The 22,390-nt window shown below is 61.4% G+C and carries 16 protein-coding genes; 14 read left to right on the top strand and 2 right to left on the bottom strand.

Annotation, left to right across the window (positions count from 1 at the left end; translation table 11 throughout):
* Positions 1–46 precede the first annotated feature (46 nt).
* A complete protein-coding gene (locus ACP3RB_RS05740) occupies positions 47–1,378 on the top strand; it encodes a M16 family metallopeptidase (RefSeq protein WP_426698771.1) in 1,332 nt (443 codons plus the stop codon).
* A gap of 192 nt (positions 1,379–1,570) precedes the next feature.
* On the opposite strand, the gene ACP3RB_RS05735 is transcribed toward ACP3RB_RS05740, so the two are convergent.
* Positions 1,571–3,523: an acyltransferase family protein gene (locus tag ACP3RB_RS05735; protein ID WP_426698770.1), complete on the bottom strand. Its 1,953-nt coding sequence runs from the start codon at positions 3,521–3,523 to the stop codon at positions 1,571–1,573.
* Between the two features lie 269 nt (positions 3,524–3,792).
* Here ACP3RB_RS05735 and dapB point away from each other — a divergent pair, with 269 nt between their 5' ends.
* The 11 genes from dapB (at position 3,793) to ACP3RB_RS05680 (ending at position 18,261) form a co-directional block, all read left to right on the top strand.
* Positions 3,793–4,563 carry a 4-hydroxy-tetrahydrodipicolinate reductase gene (dapB, locus tag ACP3RB_RS05730; protein WP_304193692.1) on the top strand — a complete coding sequence of 257 codons (771 nt, stop codon included), beginning with the start codon at positions 3,793–3,795 and terminating at the stop codon, positions 4,561–4,563.
* Positions 4,564–4,572: 9 nt separating this feature from the next.
* Positions 4,573–5,235: a tetratricopeptide repeat protein gene (locus ACP3RB_RS05725; RefSeq protein ID WP_426698769.1), complete on the top strand. Its 663-nt coding sequence runs from the start codon at positions 4,573–4,575 to the stop codon at positions 5,233–5,235.
* A 210-nt stretch (positions 5,236–5,445) separates the two neighbouring features.
* Positions 5,446–6,381: a 4-hydroxy-tetrahydrodipicolinate synthase gene (dapA, locus tag ACP3RB_RS05720; protein WP_005507104.1), complete on the top strand. Its 936-nt coding sequence runs from the start codon at positions 5,446–5,448 to the stop codon at positions 6,379–6,381.
* A 404-nt stretch (positions 6,382–6,785) separates the two neighbouring features.
* The gene (locus ACP3RB_RS05715) at positions 6,786–8,501 is read left to right on the top strand and encodes a ribonuclease J (protein WP_426698768.1); all 1,716 of its coding nucleotides are present in this window, start codon (positions 6,786–6,788) and stop codon (positions 8,499–8,501) included.
* Between the two features lie 280 nt (positions 8,502–8,781).
* Positions 8,782–11,949: a DNA translocase FtsK 4TM domain-containing protein gene (locus tag ACP3RB_RS05710; protein ID WP_426698767.1), complete on the top strand. Its 3,168-nt coding sequence runs from the start codon at positions 8,782–8,784 to the stop codon at positions 11,947–11,949.
* A gap of 200 nt (positions 11,950–12,149) precedes the next feature.
* Positions 12,150–12,797, top strand: a complete 648-nt coding sequence (pgsA, locus tag ACP3RB_RS05705) for a CDP-diacylglycerol--glycerol-3-phosphate 3-phosphatidyltransferase (protein WP_426698766.1) — start codon at positions 12,150–12,152, stop codon at positions 12,795–12,797.
* 100 nt (positions 12,798–12,897) lie between these two features.
* Positions 12,898–13,503, top strand: a complete 606-nt coding sequence (locus tag ACP3RB_RS05700; RefSeq protein ID WP_426699567.1) for a CinA family protein — start codon at positions 12,898–12,900, stop codon at positions 13,501–13,503.
* Positions 13,504–13,818: 315 nt separating this feature from the next.
* The gene (locus tag ACP3RB_RS05695) at positions 13,819–14,226 is read left to right on the top strand and encodes a helix-turn-helix domain-containing protein (RefSeq protein WP_005507109.1); all 408 of its coding nucleotides are present in this window, start codon (positions 13,819–13,821) and stop codon (positions 14,224–14,226) included.
* 159 nt (positions 14,227–14,385) lie between these two features.
* Positions 14,386–14,607, top strand: a complete 222-nt coding sequence (locus ACP3RB_RS05690; protein ID WP_005507110.1) for a DUF3046 domain-containing protein — start codon at positions 14,386–14,388, stop codon at positions 14,605–14,607.
* 424 nt (positions 14,608–15,031) lie between these two features.
* The gene (recA, locus tag ACP3RB_RS05685; protein ID WP_005507111.1) at positions 15,032–16,135 is read left to right on the top strand and encodes a recombinase RecA; all 1,104 of its coding nucleotides are present in this window, start codon (positions 15,032–15,034) and stop codon (positions 16,133–16,135) included.
* Positions 16,136–16,380: 245 nt separating this feature from the next.
* Positions 16,381–18,261: a regulatory protein RecX gene (locus ACP3RB_RS05680; RefSeq protein ID WP_426698765.1), complete on the top strand. Its 1,881-nt coding sequence runs from the start codon at positions 16,381–16,383 to the stop codon at positions 18,259–18,261.
* A gap of 184 nt (positions 18,262–18,445) precedes the next feature.
* Here ACP3RB_RS05680 and ACP3RB_RS05675 read toward each other — a convergent pair whose 3' ends face one another.
* Positions 18,446–19,810, bottom strand: coding sequence for a hemin ABC transporter substrate-binding protein (locus ACP3RB_RS05675; RefSeq protein ID WP_426698764.1), 1,365 nt, complete (start codon positions 19,808–19,810; stop codon positions 18,446–18,448).
* A 35-nt stretch (positions 19,811–19,845) separates the two neighbouring features.
* Between ACP3RB_RS05675 and miaB the strand changes: the two genes are divergently transcribed.
* Positions 19,846–21,360, top strand: coding sequence for a tRNA (N6-isopentenyl adenosine(37)-C2)-methylthiotransferase MiaB (miaB, locus tag ACP3RB_RS05670; protein WP_426698763.1), 1,515 nt, complete (start codon positions 19,846–19,848; stop codon positions 21,358–21,360).
* A gap of 84 nt (positions 21,361–21,444) precedes the next feature.
* Positions 21,445–22,365 (top strand): tRNA (adenosine(37)-N6)-dimethylallyltransferase MiaA, encoded by a 921-nt coding sequence (miaA, locus tag ACP3RB_RS05665; RefSeq protein ID WP_426698762.1) that lies wholly within the window; start codon positions 21,445–21,447, stop codon positions 22,363–22,365.
* Positions 22,366–22,390: the final 25 nt, after the last annotated feature.

The raw sequence follows: 22,390 nt of genomic DNA, 5'->3' as shown, positions 1-22,390 counted from the left end.
GGGAAAGCTTACCTTCAGATGTACCTGTTGAAAGGTTCTTCTCTCTATGTCTATTTCCCTGCCCGTCGAGCTTGAGGCGATCGCCGAAGAGCTCAACTACGAGCACGGCCGCCTCATCTACGAGGGTGTAGGCGGTAACGAGGTGCGCCGCTCCATCCTGCCCGGTGGTGTACGCGTGATTACCGAAAAAATGCCCGGTACCCGCGGCGTATCCATCGGATTCTGGGTGGGAGTCGGCTCCCGCGACGAAGCCCCCGGCATGCTCGGCTCCACCCACTTCCTGGAGCACCTGCTGTTTAAGGGCACCGGCACCCGCACCGCCCTGGACATTGCATCCTCCTTCGACGCGGTAGGCGGCGAATCCAACGCGCTGACCGCTAAGGAGCACACCTGCTACTACGCGCGTGTGCTCGACGATGACGCGCCCATGGCGGTGGATGTCATTACCGACATGGTCACCAACGCCCTGCTGGACCCGGCTCACCTGGAGCAGGAACGCGGCGTGATCCTCGAAGAGATCGCCATGGACCAGGACGACCCGACCGACGTTGCTTTCGAGAACTTCGTGGAGCAGCTCATGGGCGAGAACCCGCTGGGCCGCCCCATTGGCGGTACCCCGCAGGAGATTACCGAGGTGCCGCGTGACGCCGTGTGGGAGCACTACAAGCGCTACTACACCCCGGACCGCCTGGTTATTTCTGCCGCCGGTTCGCTGGATCACAGCACCATGGTCCGCCTCGTGCTGGAGGCGCTGACCCGCTACGGCTGGAACCTGCAGGAGGGTGTGGCACCGGCACCGCGTCGCGTACGCACCGACAGCGGCATTGTTCCGCTGAGCGAGCTGCGTGAGGTGGAGAAGGGCTTCGAACAGACCAACATTGTGATGGGCTGCCCGAGCATTATCGCAGGGGATGACCGCCGCTACGCGATGAGCGTGCTGACCAGCGCGTTCGGTGCGGGCATGTCCTCGCGTCTGTTCCAGGAGATTCGTGAGAAGCGCGGCCTGGCGTACAGCACGTTCGCGTTCTCCGGTGCGTACTCGGACGCCGGCTACTTCGGCATGTACGCGGGCTGCCTGCCCGCTAAGACCGAGCAGGTGCGCGAGGTCATGGGCTACGAGTTCGATAAGCTCGCGGCCGCCGGCATCACCGAGGAGGAACTGACGAAGGTCCGCGGCCAGCTGGCAGGCTCCACCGTACTCGGTAGCGAGGATTCGGGTTCGCGCATGTCCCGCCTGGGCCGTGCTGAGCTGGACTCGGGCCTGTTCACCAGTACCGATGAGCTGCTGGAGAAGATCCGCGCGGTCTCCCTGGAGGAGGTTCGCGACCTGGCGGCGTACCTGGGGCAGCAGCAGATGATTACCACCATCGTGCGCTAACCCTCAACGCTTACGGCACGAAAATGCCCGTTCCCACACCCCCAATGCGGGGGAGGGAACGGGCATTTTGTGTGTATCAGCATCTAACGCAGAGGAGTTTCCGAGAGGCGCTACCAAGAAGTGCTTCCGGGTGTTCTGCCGCCCATGCTCTTGACGCTCAGCATGAGCGGCAGAACCTGAAAGGCTTGAGGGCTACTTTTGTGCCTTGGCGATAGCCTCCATCAGCACCTGAGCGTAGAGTTCCTGACCGGCAGCCTCCGGGTGAACACCGTCAGAGGCCAGCAGACCGCTCTGAGTCTGCAGAGCCTGGCGAATCGTAGAGTTCCAATCCGCAATGACCACACGGTCGGGATGCTGAGCCGCAAACTCGCGAATCTTACCGTTCGAGTAGTCAATCCAGGTCAGGTTACGCGGGCCGTAACCAGTGACCAGCACCAGCTTAGAATCGGCGGGCATAGCCGCCAGAACCTCGTCGAGCTGACCGTCCAGAATAGTCGAGTTAGCGGTCACCGACAGCACGAAGGTCTTACGAATCTGACCGTTGGCACCCATGGATTTAATAATCGGCAGGGCCTTGGCGATGGTGCGTGCCTCCGCCGCATCAATCTGCGCCTCGGGCATCTTGTCGTACAGCTCGGGGGATACAGCCACCACAATGGAGTCACCCACAATGGTCACCTTCGAAGAATCCACCGAACCGGCTGCAGCCTTCGAAGCCGAAGGGCTAGCCGAAGCCTTCGCATCCTTACCGGCAGCAGAAGCACTCGGGTTTGCAGAGGCGCTCGCAGCCTGCGCTTCCTGACGTGCATTCAGACGCTCAGCGGCGGCACGCTTGCCGTCCTCAACGGACTGCTGTGCGGTAGTCATTGCCGGAGCGGTGTGCACCGCCAGACCGGTCGAAGCAGCAGCTACGACAACGGCAAGAGCCACCGAAACAGGCAGGAACTTAGTGCGCGAGGACTGGAACGCCGCCACCACACGGTTCGCGCTACCGCGGAAACCGTAACGGCGAATCGGGGTCTCAACCCAGCGGTACGACATCTCCGCAATAGCGAAGGTCGCCACCAGAACGCCCACGTTCACCAGCGGGGAGCGGTCCGCACCCATCAGGTAGTGCATGACCACGGCGAGCGGCCAGTGCCACAGGTACAGGCCGTAGGAACGTTCGCCTACCCAGCGCAGGGGAGCGAAGTTCAGCAGGCGGCGCAGCATTTCGGAGGCGCCAGCGAGCATATCGGGCAGCATACCCTGAATCACGCCCAGTGCCAGCAGGGAGGCGCCGAACAGGCCCCAGGGAATCGCGCCGGGTGCCGATTCGGGAACCAGAATCGCGTAGGGAATCAGCGCGAACAGAGACAGCCAGCTGATCATGACGCGGGCGAAAGCGACCAGGCCGAAGGGCTGAGCTACACGGTACAGCACGGACTGCTGAAGCGGCGGGTACAGCGACCAGGGGCGCGCAAACGCCAGCAGTGCACCGAGCAGCAGGCCGTACAGGTGAGTGTCGGTGCCGTAGTAGACGCGGCTAATGGGGGCACCGGACATCAGCAGTGCGGTGGCGGTGCTCAGCGACGCAATAATACCGAGCACCATGACCACGCTGAAACGACGCCACGAACGGCGTAGCAGCACCCCGGCGCCAACAATCAGCAGGGGCCAGACCACGTAGAACTGTTCTTCCACCGCCAGGGACCAGAAGTTCGTGAAGAGCTCCGGGGAGGTCTGCGCGAAGTAGTCGTTACCGGCAAAAATGGAAATCCAGTTGGACGAGAAGGTCGCCGCACCGGCAAGCTGACGGCCCAGGTTCACCTGAATATCGCCGCCAATGAGCAGGCTGACCGGTCCCATGACCAGAATCAGCAGGGCGATAGCGGGAAGCAGTCGGCGGGCACGACGGATCCAGAAGTTGCCCAGGGCAATTTTGCCGGTGAGCGCACCCTCACGCAGAAGCAGGGAGGTAATCAGGAAACCGGAGATGACGAAGAAGATATCCACGCCAATCATGCCGCCCGGTAGCACGGTGGGCCAGAAATGGTACACCATCACGAGGAGCACAGCGATTGCTCGCAGGCCGTCCAGACCCGGCAGAATATAACGCCGGTTAGCCTCATCTGGACGCACGGAGGAGGTAAAGAGGGACTTCATACTGTGAAAGCACTCCGTAGGATGGAAAATAGAGAAATACTTCCTAATTATATGGTTGCTATCTATAGATAGCGTATTAAACGGCTTATATGACGGTTAGATTATTTCGCTTTTTATCCCGCTGAGGTTCCGCGGGGCATCTCACCCAGTGTGTGCGATGGCGTGCACCGCACCCACACGGGGGATAATAGAGGCTGTACGTCACAGCGTCTGCCCCATCGTCGGGGTGCTAACACGTTATGTGCTAACAAGTTACGGAGGAGAGAATCATGACCCACGAGCGCGACGAAAAAATCTGGAAGGTAGCGGTACTCGGTGCCGCTGGCCGTATGGGTTCCGAGGCGGTGCGCGCCGTCAACACCTCCGCAGACATGGACCTGGTGGCGGCACTGGGCCGCGGCGACGACCTGCAGGAGCTGGTCGATGCCGGCGCAGAGATTGTTATTGACCTGACCGTTCCTGAATCCAGCGAGGCGAATGTGCGCTTCGCGGTGGAGCACGGTATGCATGCTGTGGTGGGTACGACCGGTTGGACCCCCGAACGCCTGGACTCCCTGCGCGAGCTGCTGGCTGAGCACCCAGAGGTGGGGGTGCTCATCGCCCCGAACTTCGCGATTGGTTCGATCCTCGCCACCGAGTTCGCGGCGAAGGCGGCTCGCTACTTTGAGTCGGTAGAGATCATTGAGATTCACCACCCGAATAAGGTTGACGCCCCCTCCGGCACCGCGGTGCACACTGCCCGCAAGGTGGCTGCCGCCCGCGCGGAGGCTGGCGTGGGACCGAGCCCGGATGCCACCACCTCCGATCCTTTGGGTTCGCGTGGTGCCGTAATCGACGATATTCACGTACATGCGGTGCGTCTGCGCGGCATGGTGGCGCATCAGGAGATTCTGCTGGGCGATCCCGGTCAGCAGCTCGTGATTCGTCACGATTCCTTTGACCGTGCCTCCTTCATGCCCGGCGTACTGTTGGGTGTGCGTGAGGTGGCGGCGCATCCGGGTTTGAGCGTGGGCTTGGACGCCTACATGGATTTGTCCTAGGAGAGAATATTGTCTGAACAGACTTCACCCGACACCTCGCCGGTATCTTCCGAGGCTCGTAGCCCCTGGTGGACTTCGCTACGTTTGTGGACTGTCTGCGCCTGCGTGCTGATGGTGCTGACCGTGCTGATTCTGCCGCTGCCTCTGGCGGCGCGTGCCTCTATCCTGGGCGTGCTGATTTTTAGTGCCGTCTTTGTGACAGTGGACGCTGGCGGTTGGGGGAAGACCTTCGCGGCGCTGACCTGCGCCCTGCTGACCCTGTACCTGGCGCATATTGCGCAGCAGGGCTTCGTGATGCTCACCTCCGGTTCTGTGGCTGGCATTGTGCTTGGCGCGGGCATGATTCTACTGCCGATTCTGGGCGCATGGGCGCTGGTGCGTGAGGTGCTTTTCGGTGCCCGTATTCAGCGTATGGCTCATGAGCTTGCGGCCTCGGGCGAGCTGGCGGAGGATACCCTGCCGCGCACCCCCTCCGGCCGTGTGGACCGTGAGGCTGCTGCGGTGGAGTTTGAGAGCTTCGCGGCTGCGGTGGAGCAGGAGCCGAATAACTGGAAGGCGTGGTTCAACCTGGCGTGCATGTACGATGCGGGCGGTGAGCGTAAGCGTGCTCGCGCGGCGATGCGTAACGCGTGGGCGTTGTGTTCGGGCGGCCAGGTGAAGGGTATGCGCTAGGGGCTGCCGCGGTGGCCCATCCTTAATGCCGCATTTATTTTCGGTGTGCGGTCGGTAGATAGCGCCGAGGCTTCGCGCCCGGTTTCATCGTTCCTGTGGGGGAATCTCCGCGAAAGTACCGCGGGTTTGAAAGAGTCCGAATAGTAGAACACGCATGAAAACTTATGCGTTCTGTAGCAAAAATCTGCAGTTCGGGCGTACTCTGGACATATGTCTGAGAACCTTTCGAACCCCGGTACTTTTGTTGAACCCGTCTTCGGTCGCCTCCTGACCGCAATGGTGACCCCCTTCGCGAAGGACGGCTCCGTTGACGAAAAGCAGGTCGCAGACCTGGCGAATTACCTTGTGGAGAACGGTCACGACGGCCTGGTGGTCTGCGGTACCACCGGCGAATACTCCACCATGACCGATGACGAGAACGAGCGCGTCTTCCAGATTGTGAAGGATACCGTCGGTTCTCGCGCGAAGATTATTGCCGGTGTTGGTTCGAACGATACCGCGCATACTATTGAGCTGGCGCACCGCGCCGAAAAGATTGGTGTGGACGGTCTGCTGGTTGTGACCCCCTACTACAACAAGCCGACTCAGCCGGGTGTCTACGCCCATTTTGCAACCGTTGCTCAAGCAACTGAGACCCCCGTCATGCTTTACGATATTCCGGGCCGTGCGGGCATCCCCATCGCACCCGAAACCTACCGTCGCCTGGCAGAAATTGATAGTATTGTAGCGGTGAAAGACGCCAAGGCAGACTTCGGTGCCGCAACCGAGGTCATGGCAACCACCGACCTGCACTACTACAGCGGCGACGACGGACTGACCCTTCCCTGGATGGCAATGGGCGCCGTCGGCCTCGTTTCGGTGACCGCACATGTGGCACCCGCACTCTTCCGTGCCCTGATTGATGCTGTCGTTGCACAGGATTTGGTGGAGGCGCAGCGTCTTCACCTGGAACTGACTCCGATTGTCCGAGCAACCATGGGCCGTGCCCCCGGTTGCGTTGCCGCCAAGGAAATTCTTTCCTGGCAGGGTGTGCTGGATGAGCCTGTCGTTCGCCTGCCGCACGTACTCTCCGAACCGGAGGTTGCCCAGGCGATGCGAGCTGACCTGCTCTCCTCGAGCATCGCTCACACCCTGAAGAACGCCTAAACTTTAACGCAAAACCTGCACAACTATTCGTGCAGAGCGCGTATATATAGAGGACTTCGGCTTGCTGTACGCCCCGCCCTCGGGACGCATGAGATAGCCAACGGACGCGGACTCCACACCTAACACTAGGTGAGGGGTCCGCTCTGGCGTATTGCCGCGGTTTATCGTTGCCTGTTGAATCAAGCGACTCTAGCCCCCACTCAGACAGGGACATAACTGAGGCAGAGACACCCGCGCACTACGCCCCAAATACTTTTGAATACTTTCGGTGATTTGGACGCACCGGCAGCACCTCCGCAGCCTCGGCACACGAGAGCCGAATCAGCCGGAGTGCTTGCGGTACGAAGCGTCGCCTACGAATCACAGACATCACAAGAAAACATAGAAGAAAGAGGAGACACACGATGAGCGTCTTTGAAGCGAATCTTCCCCTCCCTCCCCGCCTGAAGAAGGACACCCTGCGCGTGGTGCCCCTGGGCGGCCTGGGCGAAGTCGGTCGTAACATGACCGTGTACGAAATCAACGGCAAGCTGCTGATTGTTGACTGCGGCGTGCTCTTCCCCGAAGAGTCCCAGCCCGGCGTGGACCTGATCCTGCCCGACTTCAGCTACATTGTTGACCGTCTGGACGACGTGGTCGCCATGGTTCTGACCCACGGCCACGAGGACCACATCGGCGCGGTGCCCTACCTGCTGCGCCGCCGCCCCGACATCCCCCTGGTCGGTTCCGAACTGACCCTGGCACTGGTTGAGGCGAAGCTCGCCGAGCACCGCATCAAGCCCTACACCCTTGCGGTGAAGGAGCACCAGGTGGAGCGTTTCGGCCCGTTCGAGTGCGAGTTCGTTGCGGTGAACCACTCGATTCCGGATGCGCTGGCTGTCTACATCCGCACCAAGGCGGGCAATGTTCTGCACACAGGTGACTTCAAGATGGACCAGCTGCCGCTGGACGGCCGCCTGACCGACCTGCGCCACTTCGCCCGCCTGGGCGAGGAAGGTGTGGACCTGTTCCTGCCGGACTCCACCAACGCTGAGGTTCCCGGCTTCACCCCGACCGAAAAGAACATCGGTCCGGTGCTGTCGAACGTTTTCCGTGACGCAAGTGGCCGCATCATTGTGGCGTCCTTCTCCTCGCACGTTCACCGCGTGCAGCAGGTACTGGACGCAGCCGCTGAGCGTGGCCGCAAGGTCGTGCTCGTGGGCCGCTCCATGGTGCGTAACATGACCATCGCTGAGAAGCTGGGCTACCTGAAGGTTCCCGACAACGTGCTGGTGGACCTGAAGAAGGTTGACGACTACCGCCCCGACCAGATCGTGATGATGTGCACCGGTTCGCAGGGTGAGCCGATGGCGGCACTGTCGCGCATGGCGAACGGTGACCACAAGATTCAGATTGAGCCCGGCGACACCGTGGTGCTCGCATCCTCGCTAATTCCCGGTAACGAGACCAGCGTCTTCCGCATCATTAACGCCCTCATGAAGCTGGGCGCTAACGTGGTGCACAAGGGCAACGCGAAGGTTCACGTGTCTGGCCACGCGGCCGCCGGCGAGCTGCTGTACTGCTACAACATTCTCAAGCCGAAGAACGTTATGCCGGTTCACGGCGAGGTTCGCCACCTGATCGCTAGCGGTGACCTGGCGATGGAGACCGGCGTTCCGAAGAAGAACGTGCTGCTCTGCGAGTCCGGCACCGTCGTGGATCTGCGCGATGGCGTGGCGTCCGTGGTGGGCGAGGTTCCCTGCGAGTACCTGTACGTTGACGGCCGCTCCGTCGGTGAGGTGACCGAGAGCGACCTGAAGGACCGCCGCATCCTGGGTGAAGAGGGCTTCGTGTCCATCGTGACCGTGGTGGACCGCGCAACTAAGCGCGTGGTGACCGGCCCGGATATTCACGCTCGCGGTATCGCTGAGGACGACTCGGTCTTTGACGAGATTGTTCCGAAGATTACCGCCGCGCTAGAGGATGCTCTGCACCGTGCGCCCGAGAAGGTGCACACCGTGCAGCAGCTGCAGCAGATTGTGCGCCGCACCATCGGTGCCTGGATTTCTCGCCGTCTGCGCCGCAAGCCCATGATTGTTCCCGTGGTTGTCGAGAACACCTCGAAGGCCGCGAAGAACTAACACGAAGAACTAACATTCTGCGCGAGGCGAGCTGCCCGTCATAGCGAAAAGGCGGGGTCGATACGTTGTGTCGGCCCCGCCTGCCGTGTATCTGCAGAACGTGTGGGCGAAAACTGAGCGAAGCAGCTCGAAGGCGAACGCGGCAGGGGAGAAGCGCCTCAGCAGTTCCCCTCATTAGCGCCCTATCAATGCCCTCACAGGCACCGGTGGGGCGCACTTTTTAGCTCACTGATAACGAAAGAATCGGTACATTAACGGGAAGGTTGATACCCTAAAAGGTATGGCTCCACGGACCACGAAGGGTCGTAACACGACCTCTACTAAAGCAAACACTAAGAAGACCACCCGCAAGCGCACCACCTCCCGAGGCGGTGCCCAGCGCGGTGCCAACGCGGCGAACCCTATAGCGGGCGCTATCTCCTCCGTCTGGCTGAGCATCGCTCACGCTATCGGTGGGCTCTTCCGCTCCATTGGCGCGGTGCGCACCGACCTTGCGCCCGAAGACCGCCGTGACGGTGGCGCGCTCACCATCCTGCTGTTCGGCCTGATCAGCGCCGGAGTGGAGTGGTACAACTGGCGCGCCCACACCTCCCTCGGTTTGTTGCGAGCGCCCCTGGACGCCTGGCACACCATGCTGGGCGGTATTTTCGGTCAGGGCGCCCTGCTGATTCCGGTGTTCTGCCTCATCATGGCGTGGTGCGTTTTCCGTGGACCCGACCTGATTAAACGTAATAACCGCGTGGCGGTGGGCTCCTTCATCATGCTGGTGGCGACCTCCCTGTTCTTTGCTCGCCATGCGGGTCACCCGACTTTTGCGGATGGTTTTAACGCCGTCTGGGCTGGTGGCGGCGTGGCTGGCGTGCTGCTGGGCACCCCCATTGTGCGTGTGAGCGGCGGTATTGCGTTCGTTGAGATTCTGATTCACCTGCTGCTGGGTATTGCCGGTCTGATGGTTCTGACGAACACTCCGATTCGTCAGGTGGTGCCGCGTACCCTGCACCTGGTCGGTTTGGCTCTGGGTGAGAAGCCCAACGGCACGACTCGAACCTCCGTGAAGGACACCCCTTCGGATGCGACTCAGACCGTGGATTTGAACGCTGAGGAGCACGACCGTAGCTACCTGTACGAGGATGAGAAACCGGCACGCACGGCTCAGAAGTCTGGCGGCCTGTTCTCTCGTCTACGCGGCTGGTTGGGCTTTGCTCCCGCTGAGTCGACCGATTCTTCCCTGGACGAGTACGCCGGTGATGAAGCATTCGTGAGCGCCGTGGTGGATGAGACTCACCCGGAGACTACGCAGATGCCGGTACAGCCGGAGGATTCGGCACAGGACTCCGCTCAGCAGGCGCGCCCGGCGGCTAAGCCGAACCGCCTGTCCCGCCTGCCCGGTCGGCTTAACCAGGCACCGGCTGCGCAGGGCACTTTTACGCAGAACAGTGCGTATTCGAGCAGCCCGGACCTCTTCGACGTTGAGGCGTCGGATGCGCCCGCAGCCCGCCTGGACCAGGTGCAGCGCGCCGCCGTGGCGAACGGCCGCGTGAACCGTATTCCGGGTGAGGAGCCCCTCTTTGATGTTGAGGCATACGACGGCTTCGGCGCTTCTGAGGAAGCTGCACCGCAGACGAAGCCTCACCAGACGGTTAACCCTGCGCAGGGTACCGCTCAGGCTTCCGCATCCCAGGCTCCTGCCGCACCCGCGGCGCAGCCGCCGATTCCGACCCGCATGCACTCGCCGGGTGCGCACCCGAAGAACGCGGCTCCCGCGGCTTCGCGAGCGCCCGAGGCTGGCGCATCCCGCCCGCTGCAGAACAATACTCAGGTGGCGACCACCGAGCGGGCGCGCGGCGAGCAGGTTGTTCAGTCCTCCCGCGGCACCTATGTGCTGCCCTCGGAGGAGATGCTGGTTTCCGGCCCTCCCGCCAAGGAATCTTCCGAGGTGAACCAGCACGTGGTTGAGGCTCTGACGAATGTGCTGGAGCAGTTCAAGGTGGATGCGCAGGTCACCGGCTTCTCGCGAGGCCCGACCGTGACCCGCTACGAGATTGAGCTGGGTCCCGCCACGAAGGTGGAGCGTGTGACCGCGCTGAGCAAGAACATTGCGTACGCTGTGGCGAGCCCAGATGTTCGTATTCTGTCCCCGATTCCGGGTAAGTCTGCGATTGGTATTGAGATTCCGAATACGGACCGTGAGACCGTTGCGCTGGGTGATGTGCTGCGTTCCCCGCAGGCTCACGCGAACCACCACCCGATGGTTATGGGTGTGGGTAAGGACGTTGAGGGCGGCTTCGTGCTGGCGAACCTCGCGAAGATGCCGCATATGCTGGTCGCCGGTGCGACCGGTGCGGGTAAGTCTTCGTTCGTGAACTCGATGATCACCTCGATTCTGATGCGCGCAACCCCCGACCAGGTGCGCCTGGTGATGGTCGACCCGAAGCGTGTGGAGCTCACCGCCTACGAGGGTATTCCGCACCTGATTACGCCCATCATTACGAACCCGAAGAAGGCAGCTGAGGCTCTTCAGTGGGTGGTTCGTGAGATGGACGCCCGCTACGATGACCTCGCCCATTACGGCTATAAGCACGTGGACGACTTCAACAAGGCGGTGCGTGAGGGTAAGGTTCAGCCTGATCCCGGTAGCAAGCGTACGGTGCACGAGTACCCGTACCTGCTGGTGATTGTTGACGAGCTCGCCGACCTGATGATGGTCGCTCCGCGTGACGTGGAAGAGGCGATTGTTCGTATTACGCAGCTGGCGCGTGCGGCGGGTATTCACCTGGTGCTGGCGACCCAGCGTCCGTCGGTGGATGTGGTGACCGGTCTGATTAAGGCGAACGTTCCGTCTCGTATGGCGTTTGCGACTTCCTCGGTCACTGACTCTCGCGTGGTGCTTGATCAGCCCGGCGCTGAGAAGCTGATTGGTCAGGGTGACGCGCTCTTCCTGCCGATGGGTGCCTCGAAGCCGATGCGTGTTCAGGGCGCGTGGGTGTCTGAGTCTGAGATTCACGCCGTGGTTGAGCACGTGAAGAAGCAGGCGCCGACCATCTACCGTGAGGACGTGATGGTGTCTGCCGCGAAGAAGCAGATTGATGAGGAAATCGGCGATGACCTCGATGATCTGCTGCAGGCGGCGGAGATTGTGATTACGACCCAGTTCGGTTCGACCTCGATGCTACAGCGTAAGCTGCGCATGGGCTTCGCGAAGGCTGGCCGCATCATGGACCTGCTGGAGTCGCAGGGCGTGGTGGGCCCCTCGGAGGGCTCGAAGGCGCGTGAGGTGCTGATCCGCCCGGATGACCTGCAGGCGACCCTGGCGCGTATTCGCGGTGAGGAGCCTCCGGCTGTCGACCCGTACGCGAACGCGGTGGACCCGGGTGAGCCGGTCACCGACTATTTCGACGAGCCCGATGATGAGGGCGCGGAGGACGCCTGGCAGCTGACCGGCCGCTAGTCCTTCAGCGCCCTATCCATTCGGCTGAGTCCACTCGGCTGAGTGAGTGCGCGACATGCACCCCGTATCGTCCCTGTGATGTCTGCTACGGCACACGTATAATGGACGGTACGGGGTGTTTGCGTATCCCCGATACGTTTAGGTGTCGGTGCGTACGCGGTCTCTCACCGTCGAAAGCCATCTACCCGTAAGGAGCCGTTATGAGTGAAGCTCGCAATTCCGCACCCGCCGGTGCGGTCAGCACAGCGAAGCCTTCGAACTGGAATGTGCCGAATGTGTTGACGGTTCTGCGTATTATTGCGGTTCCTTTCTTCATTGTTGCCCTGGTGACGGGCGGTACTTTTGGCGCCGCTGATCCGACGCACCGCTGGCTGGCGTGGATTATTTTCATCCTTGCCATGCTCACGGACTGGGCGGACGGCTACCTGGCGCGCTCGCGTAACCTGATTACGAGCTTCGGTAAGATTGCTGACCCGATTGCCGATAAGTTCCTCACCGGCGCGGCGTTCATTGTGCTGTCGGCGCTGGGTGAGCTGTGGTGGTGGGTCACAATTGTGATTCTGTTGCGCGAGTGGGGCATTACAATCATGCGTCTGTTCGTCATTAAGTACGGTGTGATGGCCGCTAGTAAGGGCGGCAAGATTAAGACCGTGCTGCAGACGGTGGCGCTGGTGCTGATGCTTCTGCCGCTGGGTCAGCTGGGTCTTGGCTGGCTGATTCCGGGTTGGGCTCTGATGGGCGCGGTTACCGCGATTACCGTGTGGACCGGCCTGGTGTATGTGCGTGATGCGTATATTTTGCGTCGTAACTGGTTGCAGGCTCAGGCCTCTCAGGGCGGCGGTAAGTAGAGGCGAGGGGAGTGGCGTGTGCTGCTCCCCTTCGCTGTACCTGCGGCCCGTTGTGCGCCGCGTGATGTTTTGGGCGGCGGTTCGCCGCTGAAAGGAGAGAATAATGGTTCCCCTCATCCGTGAAGATGCTCTGTCCGCTGAGCTTTCCTCTACTGCGCTTTCCTCCGCTGAGGTTTTCTCCGGCACCCCGGAGGCGGCGGCGTTGCTGCTCCGCGATGCGGTGCGGTTGCGTGCCTCCCAGGAGGGCCCGGTGCTGGTGGCGACGGCTGAGTCGCTGACCGGCGGGGCTGTGGGCGGCGCGATTTGTACGGTGCCGGGCGCATCCGCGTATTACCGTGGCGGCGTGATTTCCTATGCCTACGAGGTGAAGGCTCAGGTGTTGGGCGTGGACGCTCAGCTGCTGGCGCGTGAGGGTGCGGTGCATCCTGCGGTGGCGGTGCAGATGGCGGTCGGTGCGGCGCGCGTGTGCGGTGCCGATTATGCGGTGTCGACCACGGGCGTTGCCGGTCCTGATTCTGCGGACGGCCAGCCGGTGGGCACGGTCTATATCGGTGTGTGTTCCCCGAGTGGTTCTGAGGTGTTTGAACGCCACTATTCGGGGGACCGGGCGCAGATTCGTGCGGTGGCGAGCGCGGATGCGATTGCTCTGCTGGCGCGTGCGGTGCGTGGCGGTGCCGGTGGGGTTCTGGAGAACGAGCTGGCGTAGCGGGTCGGGCTGGACTGGACTGGGTTGGGCTGTGTGCTGTGCGGTGCCTGAAGCGGCTACGTGGCACCTGGAACGGCTGTGTAGTCGTCTGCGCGGCGCCTACCTGAGAAAAATTTACGGTTCAAATATATTCACAGGGTTCTTTCAGCTCCGCAGGAATAAAGGCATAGGTTCGCCTGTTTGAATAGATACAGGCCGTAAGAAGAGAACGAAAATGGCGAGGCTCCTAGCCCGCGCCCCAAAAATCAGTTAGGCTTAACTATGTACAGTCCCGCAGGTCGGGAATACCTACTCAGGAAAGTGATATAGAAGCTCATGGCTAAGCAGCGCGTATCGATTAATGGCATTACTAAGTGGAAGGAAATCGAGGAGACCCCCCGACAGGTCGCCCCGGTCGTTGAGGAAGCTAAGGTTGTTCCCCTGCGACAGGCAATCGGCGAGGTTCTTCGCGATGTCCGCCAGCGTCAGGGCCGCACCCTGCGCGAGGTTTCCCAGCGTGCCCGTGTTTCCCTCGGTTATCTGAGCGAAGTTGAGCGCGGTCAGAAGGAAGCTTCCTCCGAACTGCTGGCATGGATTTGCCAGGCTCTGGACATTCCGATGTCCCAGATGTTGCGTGAGGTTGCCGATCGTATGGCGGTTCTCGAGGGCGTTCAGATTCCGGATACTGTTCCGGCTGAAATGTCTGAGCAGTACAAGAGCGATTACTACATTCTCTCGAAGTAACGCGAGGCGGCATATGCCGCACTAAAACGTGAAGCGATGCCGTGCATCCCCGTAAGGTGGGGGTGTACGGCATCGCTTATTCTCGGTTTATCCCGGGTATATTCTCGGGTGATGTGACGAATTATGAAGCAAACTAGCGGTGGAGCGGAAGGAGCGCTTGTGAAGCTGAGCGAATTTTGGGCGTGCATGGAGTATGAGTTCGGTGCCGGGTATGCTCCGGTACTGGCGCGTGACTTGGTGCTGGGCTCGCTGGGTCATGTGACCGCTGCGGAGGCGCTGGACCAGGGCGTTAACCCCAAGGATGTGTGGCTTGCCATCTGTGAGGAGCAGGAGATTCCGCAGGAGCGCCGCCTGGGTCCCGATAAGGAGCCGTTGCGCTAGTCGGTAAGTCTGGCGTGTTCTAGCGCAGGAGACGGGGCCTAGTGTTTGGGCAGGACCTAGCGTTTGTTCCCTAGCATCTGTTCGAGTGCTAGCGCCTGTGCGGGCGGTATTTTCGAATAATTAGCGTAAGATTCCGGGGTTTTTCGAAAATATATGCCGAAACCCTATCCGATTTATTCGAAACCGGGTCGTAATTTTGTTCGACTCGTGCTAGACTTTTCCACATCAGGAATTTTTCGGAAAAATCTTCAAAGTTTTCCACAGATTTTAAAAAATGGCCTTATCCTGTCAGGCTGTGACCCTAGAGTAGTCTCAGAAGGAACCGGTAGGCCAAAACCTTCAAGGTCTCGATTACGAGTCCCACCGATTCCGAAGAAACATTACTCCCGTCAACCGCTGACAACACAAAGAACGAGGTACTACCGTGGCTAAGAACACCAAGTCTCAGAGCGTAGCTCGCGTTCCCGAAGAGGGTCGCGCCAAGGCACTTGAAGCCGTGATGGCACAGATCGACAAGAACTACGGCAAGGGTGCGGTCATGCGCCTGGGTGATAAGGAAATCACCAAGACCGAGGTTATCTCCACCGGAGCTATCGCCCTGGATGCCGCTCTGGGTATTGGCGGTCTGCCCCGCGGCCGCGTCATTGAGATTTACGGTCCCGAGTCCTCCGGTAAGACCACCGTTGCACTGCACGCTGTAGCGAACGTTCAGAAGGCAGGCGGCGTGGCTGCGTTCATCGACGCCGAGCACGCGCTGGACCCGATTTACGCGGCTAAGCTGGGCGTGGACATCGACCAGCTGCTGGTCTCTCAGCCCGACACTGGCGAGCAGGCACTGGAAATCATGGACATGCTGGTTGGTTCCGGCGCCGTTGATATCGTGGTCGTCGACTCCGTTGCCGCGCTGGTACCCCGCGCCGAAATTGAAGGCGACATGGGTGACTCCCACGTGGGTCTGCAGGCTCGCCTCATGAGCCAGGCTCTGCGTAAGATTACCGGCCGCCTCTCCGCAACCGGCACCACCGCAATCTTCATCAACCAGCTGCGAGAGAAGATTGGTGTCTTCTTCGGCTCTCCCGAAACCACCACCGGTGGTAAGGCGCTGAAGTTCTACGCTTCGGTCCGCATCGATATCCGCCGCATTGAGACCCTCAAGGACGGCGCTAACCCGATTGGTAACCGCACCCGCGCCAAGATCGTGAAGAACAAGATGGCTCCGCCCTTCAAGCAGGCTGAGTTCGACATCCTCTACGGTGAGGGCATCTCCGTTGAGGGCGGCATCCTGGACCTGGCGGTGGAGAACGACATCGTCAAGAAGTCCGGCGCATGGTTCACCTACGACGGTGAGCAGCTGGGCCAGGGCCGCGAGAACGTTCGTAAGCTGCTCAAGGACAACCCCGAGCTCACCGAGGAACTGCAGTACAAGGTTCTGGTGAAGCTGGGCATCATTGAGGAAGAAGCTGACGAGCAGGCAGCTGCTGAGTCTGAGGGTAACGACCCGCTGGACGAGCTGGCTGAGGAGTTCTAAACCGGCCCACGTAGCTTCTTGCTAACGCCACGACTGATTGCCGTGTGCTGTGCATTCCGCACGGTGCACGGCATCTGTCGTTAACGGAGAGCGCGTTAAATGGAACGCCAGCGAGCGCCGAGACAACGCCTCGTTACAATGGGGGAGCGCCGTATAGCCCGGCGCACGGGTCATTAGGCGGACCCAACTCATCAAGCGGCCCAACATATCAAGCGATCCAACACAGGGGAGAGGAGGAACTGAACATGACGGAACAGCACGGTCATGAAGAGCACGAACACAACAGTGTGCATGATGGCGACGCCGGTTTTGCGGCGCTGGATGCGACCGAACCGCACTTCGGTTCCTCAGCTCTGGAAGGTTCAGCCTTCCAAGACTCTGTATTCTATGCGCCTGTTTCCTTTGGGCATGTTTCCTCTGAGTCCGCTATTTCTTTTGAGCCTGTTGCCCCGCCGGTTGAGGTAGGCGGCTTCGAGGCGCTCAATTTTGAGGCACCCGCGCCCCTGGCGGAGCCCACCCTCAGCTGGGAGGCGCCTCCTGCTGTTGAAGAGCCCCCGTATGAGGATGAGCCCCTTTATGAGGAGGAGCCCCCCTACCCTGACGAGCCTCCTTATGAGGACGAACCGCCCTATGAGGATGAACCTCCGTATCCGGCAGAGCCTTTGTACCCTGAAGCAGAGTACGCGGGGGAATATTGGGTACCCTCGGACGAAGCGGCACCCGCAGCAGCAACAGAAGCGATAGCGGAGAAGCCAGCGGCTACAGAAAATGCACCTCAGAGGTGGGCACGGGAGAAGGCTGCAGATTCGGTAGCCTCTGAGGAGTTCCCGGACTGGCACCCCGCCGCGCACGGCTTTGTTGAAGAAAGCATCGCTCGCGATAACGGCGGTGATTACGCGGGGGAGTTCCGCGTACCCGAGTTGCCCCTGCAAGCTGTGCCCTCCGGCGCTGTACTTTCCGGCTCTGGGGAAGACTGCGAGTCGCCGCGCCGTAGCCTGCTCGTTGACCCGAACCTGCCCGCCGTCTCCATTGACGAAGCGCCCGTTCGTGCCTTTACCCCCGGCGGTGCCGAGCCGCGCCCCATGGCGGCTGGCCGTATGAGTCGAGCCGGTGCCGCCTCCATCGGATCGGGGCTCACCGCCGAAGAAAAGGAAGAGATCGAAAGGCAAGCAGCTCAGCGGGATAAGCAGAAGAAACGCAAGTCTTCGCGTGCTTCCAAGAACACCGACCATAAGCGCGGGTTCCGTCGCATGAGCGCGGTTCAGCAAGAGAAAATGCGGAGCCGTTCGCCCTACGCGCCCGCCTTCGGGGCTCGCAGCGACGATGAGGAAACCCGCAAGAGTTCCACGGGCCGCGGCTCGGGGAGCAAGCTATTCAGGGAGGGAAGTAGCTTGAACGAAGAACTCACCCCCGCCGAAGAAGCACTCATCCGCGGTATCGCTGAGGAAGAGGCGCAGGACGTCGGTACCGGAAAGCGCCGTGCCGCTTCGAATGGTTCCCCAAAGGGCGGTTCTCGAGCTCGGGGCTCCCAGCCGGGCACCTCTCGGATGGGACGTGCTTCCTCACCGCCGGAGGGCAACATGCCTTCCTGGAAGCAGAAGGTGCGTGCCGCCCGCGCCGCGGAAGAATCAGACCCCTATACGCGCGCTAAAACCATCGTGTACAACCAGCTGGCGTACTCGGCAAAAACCCGAGGTCAGCTGCGGAAGAAGCTGCAGGCAGAAGGCTTCGAGGCAGACCTCATTGAGCCGCTACTCGATAAGTTCGAGGCAGCAAAACTCATTGACGACGCCGAATACGCCCAAACGTTCGTGGCGCAGAAGAGCCGTACGAAGAAACTCTCCCGTGCCGCGCTGCGCCGTGAACTCGCTGAACGCGGGGTGCGCGGTGAAGAAGCAGAGAACGCACTGGCTCAGCGCACCGACGAGCAGGAACGCGAGGATGCCGCCGAGCTGGTGCGTAAGAAGCTACGCCCCGGCATGGACTTCAGCAACCGCGCCGAAAAGGATAGGGTGACCCGCCGACTGCTGGGGATGCTGGCTCGCCGCGGGTACTCCTCCTCGGTGTCGATGTCGGTGATTCGTGAGGAACTTGCCGCCTACGGTGCGGAGGATGAGCTCTGGTAGCTCAGTGTTCTGGTAGTTCGCGGCCCCGATAGAGGGCGAGCAGGTACGCTCCGCCAAAGAGCTTCCGTCAATAAGCTAAAGGGGTGAGCCCGCTACAGACACACTCTGTAGCGGGCTCACCCTTATGTTTTTAATCTTTATAAAACGCCTTGTCGAAGGCTGTATCTGCCGTTGGCGTTGCTGTTTACTCGACCGCTCCCAGGCGGTCCGCGAACTCGGCGAGGGTTGCATCCTGAGAACCTGCGATCTCCAGCAGCAGGCGCATCAGCTGGGCACCCTCACGGCGGATACGAGGCAACAAATCGGCACGTGCCGAAGAGGAGTACAGCTCCAGTAGAGCGCACACGGTCACCGCCGTGCACACCGCCAAGTCCTCCGCCAGGTGCTCATCCAGCGGGGCGTCCTCGAACAGCGCAGAGTACAGCGCTGGCAACGCCTTCTTACGGTCCACCCGGTAGCGCGGGTACTCCGGCGAGGAGGGGAATCCCAACATCGCCTCAACGAAGGGGAAGCCGCGGTGGTGCAGGCAAGTGCCCTCCGCATCGACCATGCGCACCTGCGCACCGTTTGCCGAACCGATCAGCACGTTCTGCGGCGAAAAATCGCCCGAAGAGAGCATATAGACCTTGCCGCGGTTGAGCTTGAACTGCTCGGGTACCGGCGGGCGCTTGGTGAAGAAGGGCTGCAGAACGCGGCGGAAACGGAAGGACAGCTCCTCAACAGCGGCGGGAAGAACGGGGGCGTCCTCATGCGCGGCAGAGCTGGACGCCGGGTTATCAGCATCGTGCTCGGGGGAACGCGCCTCATCAGCCACACCGTACAGCTTCTTCAAACCGCGCTCGGCCAACCCCGGCGAGGCAATAGCGCCCGGGAACTGCGCCTTGCGATCGGCACGCGCCAGGTTCAGGCGGTAATCCTCCACCGCCTCACCCATAATGCCGCTGGCGGCAAGGCAGCGGTACGCCTCAATGTAGTAGTTCAGCGCGTCCAGTGCCTGCTGGTCGGTGCCCTCCAGCAGGGCGTGGGCGACCGAATACTGTTCACCTTCTACGGTTCCGGCGCTCACATCCTCCAGAGCCAGCACACGCAGCTCAGGATCCGCGCCGTAGAGCTGCGGGAACAGGCCCGGAACCTGCAGGTTCAGCGCCTCCAAACCGTAACGCTCACGCAGGTACCCGAAACCGCCCGCGTTCACCGTCGAATCCTTACGGCGGTAACGCTTCACAATAATCGAGGTCGGCAAAGACTCCGCAGGCTCGGCTGTAGGCTCATACGCCACACGCACCACAACCGAACGCATGCCGGTGCCCAGAATCTGCACGCGCTCAACCGCGCGGGCAGCCACCTGCTCCAAAGAATGCGCCCAGCTGAGCATCTGCATCAGATTCTGGCGCATCGAGGCAGAATCAGCGCTCGCCTGAGGCGGCACGGGGGAGTAGGCGGCAATCGCCTCCTCAATGAGGGCGCTCAAATGCTCCCCGTCAGGGGCGGGAGCGGAAGAATCGTTCGGTGACAGAGCCGGAAAGTTACTACTAAGGGAAACCTGCATAGAGCCATTATCCCCCATCGGATACCCTATAGGGCATGACTTCGACCCTCAGCGATTCCGCCCAGACCCCCGAAACCAGCCCCCGCACCTACGAAGTGCGCACTTTCGGCTGCCAGATGAACGTGCACGACTCCGAACGAATGTCCGGCCTGCTGGAGGCTAACGGCTACGTTCGCGCTGAGGAAGGCACCCAGCCCGACCTGGTTGTTTTCAACACCTGCGCGGTCCGTGAAAACGCGTCCAACCGCCTGTACGGTCACCTCGGCCAGCTTGCACCGGTCAAGCGCAGCCACAAGGGCATGCAGATTGCTGTGGGTGGCTGCCTGGCGCAGAAAGACCAGGACGCCATTATCAAGAAGGCACCCTGGGTTGACGTCGTGTTCGGTACCCACAACATTGGCTCCCTGCCGGCGCTACTGGAGCGTGCCCGCCACAACCACGAGGCGCAGGCAGAACTGCTCGAATCCCTCGAAGTTTTCCCCTCCACCCTGCCCACGAAGCGCGATCACGTGTACTCCGGCTGGGTGTCTATCTCCGTGGGCTGTAACAACACCTGCACCTTCTGCATCGTGCCGTCCCTGCGCGGTAAGGAGAAGGACCGCCGCCCCGGCGACATCCTTGCCGAGGTTCAGGCGCTGGTCGATGACGGCGCTATTGAGGTGACCCTGCTCGGTCAGAATGTGAACTCCTATGGTGTGGAGTTCGGCGATCGCCAGGCGTTCTCCAAGCTGTTGCGTGCCTGCGGTGAGATTGAGGGCCTGGAGCGTGTACGCTTCACCTCCCCGCACCCGGCAATGTTCACCGACGACGTGATTGACGCAATGGCGGAGACCCCGAACGTCATGCCCGTGCTGCACATGCCGCTGCAGTCCGGCTCCGACAAGGTGCTCAAGGATATGCGCCGTTCCTACCGTTCCAAGAAGTTCCTGAACATTCTGGACAAGGTGCGCGAGCGCATCCCGAACGCCGTGATTACCACCGATATCATTGTGGGCTTCCCCGGTGAGACTGAAGAGGACTTCCAGGACACCCTGAAGGTTGTGGAGCAGGCTCGTTTCTCCTCCGCGTTCACCTTCCAGTACTCGATCCGCCCCGGCACCCCCGCGGCGACCATGGAGAACCAGATTCCGAAGGAGGTCGTGCAGGAACGCTACGAGCGTCTGATTGCCCTGCAGGACCGTATCGCCGGTGAAGAGAACCGCAAGCAGCTCGGTAAGACCGTTGAGCTGATGGTCGTTGCGGAGGCGGGCCGTAAGGCTGACCAGACTCACCGCCTCTCCGGCCGTGGCCCGGACCAGCGCCTCGTGCACTTCTCGGTGCCCGAGGGTTGCGAGACTCCCCGCCCCGGCGACATGGTCACCGTGCCCATTACCGAGGCTGGTTCCTTCCACCTGATTTCTGACCCGACCGCCGAGCAGTACCAGCTGCGCCGCACCCGCGCCGGCGACGCGTGGGACCGCTCCCAGGCTGACTCGTGCGGTACCGGCACCACCCAGGTGCCCGGTGCGCCGGTGGGTCTGGGCATGCCGACCATTGGTCTGCGCCCCTAAAACCTATAACGAATCATGCGCCCTGTTCTTCGGGCTCGCACCGCCACCGCAAGTGGGGGTGAGGGAACCGGTAGAATGGGGCGCATGACTATCTCCGAAACTCTGCCCGTTATCGCTATTGTGGGCCCGACCGGCACCGGTAAGAGCGCGCTCGCCATTGAGCTGGCTCTGCGCCTGAACGGTGAGTGCATTAACGCTGATTCTATGCAGTTTTACCGGGGTATGGATATTGGTACCGCGAAGGTCACCGCGGAGGAGATGCGCGGCGTTCCGCACCACCTGCTGGACATTATGGACGTGCGGGATGAGGCGTCCGTGGCGGAGTTTCAGGAGCGTAGCCGTGAGCTGATTGAGCAGATTCGTGCCCGTGGCCGCTACCCGATTCTGGTGGGTGGTTCCGGCCTGTATGTGCGTGCCGCCCTGGATAAGTTGGAGTTCCCCGGCACGGATGCGCGGGTGCGTGAGCGGCTGGAGGAGCAGGCACGTACCGAGGGCATCGGTGTTCTGCACGCCCGCCTGGCGGAGGTCGACCCGGAGTCGGCTGCGCGGGTGAAGGATGAGCGCCGCATTATTCGTGCCCTGGAGGTGTTCGAGGTGACGGGTCGTCCGTTCTCGGCGTTCATGCCGGTGCGCGAGTACGTGACCGAGAGTATTCAGCTTGGTTTGGATATGGATCGTGCCCTGCTACACGAGCGTCTGCACCGCCGCGTGGAGCTGATGCACGAGCAGGGTCTGCTCGATGAGGTTCGCACCCTGAATACGCAGGGGCTGCAGGAGGGGAAGACCGCCTCCCGCGCGATTGGTTACGCGCAGTTCGCTCGCGTCCTTGAGGATGCGGACTACAGCGTGGAGCAGGCGATTGAGGATACGACGATCGCTACCCGCCAGTTTGCGCGCCGGCAGCTGACCTGGTTCCGTGCGGACCCGCGCGTGCACTGGCTGGATGCGCTCTCACTCACCCTTGCCGATGAGGCGGAAGCCATCATCCGCGAAAGCACCCGATAAACCACAATAACGAGCCGCAACCGAA

The sequence above is a fragment of the Rothia mucilaginosa genome (assembly GCF_049990865.1).
GTDB lineage: Bacteria > Actinomycetota > Actinomycetes > Actinomycetales > Micrococcaceae > Rothia > Rothia mucilaginosa_I.
Note: the sequence above shows the minus strand (reverse complement) of the source record. Positions and strands in the feature narration are given on the sequence as shown.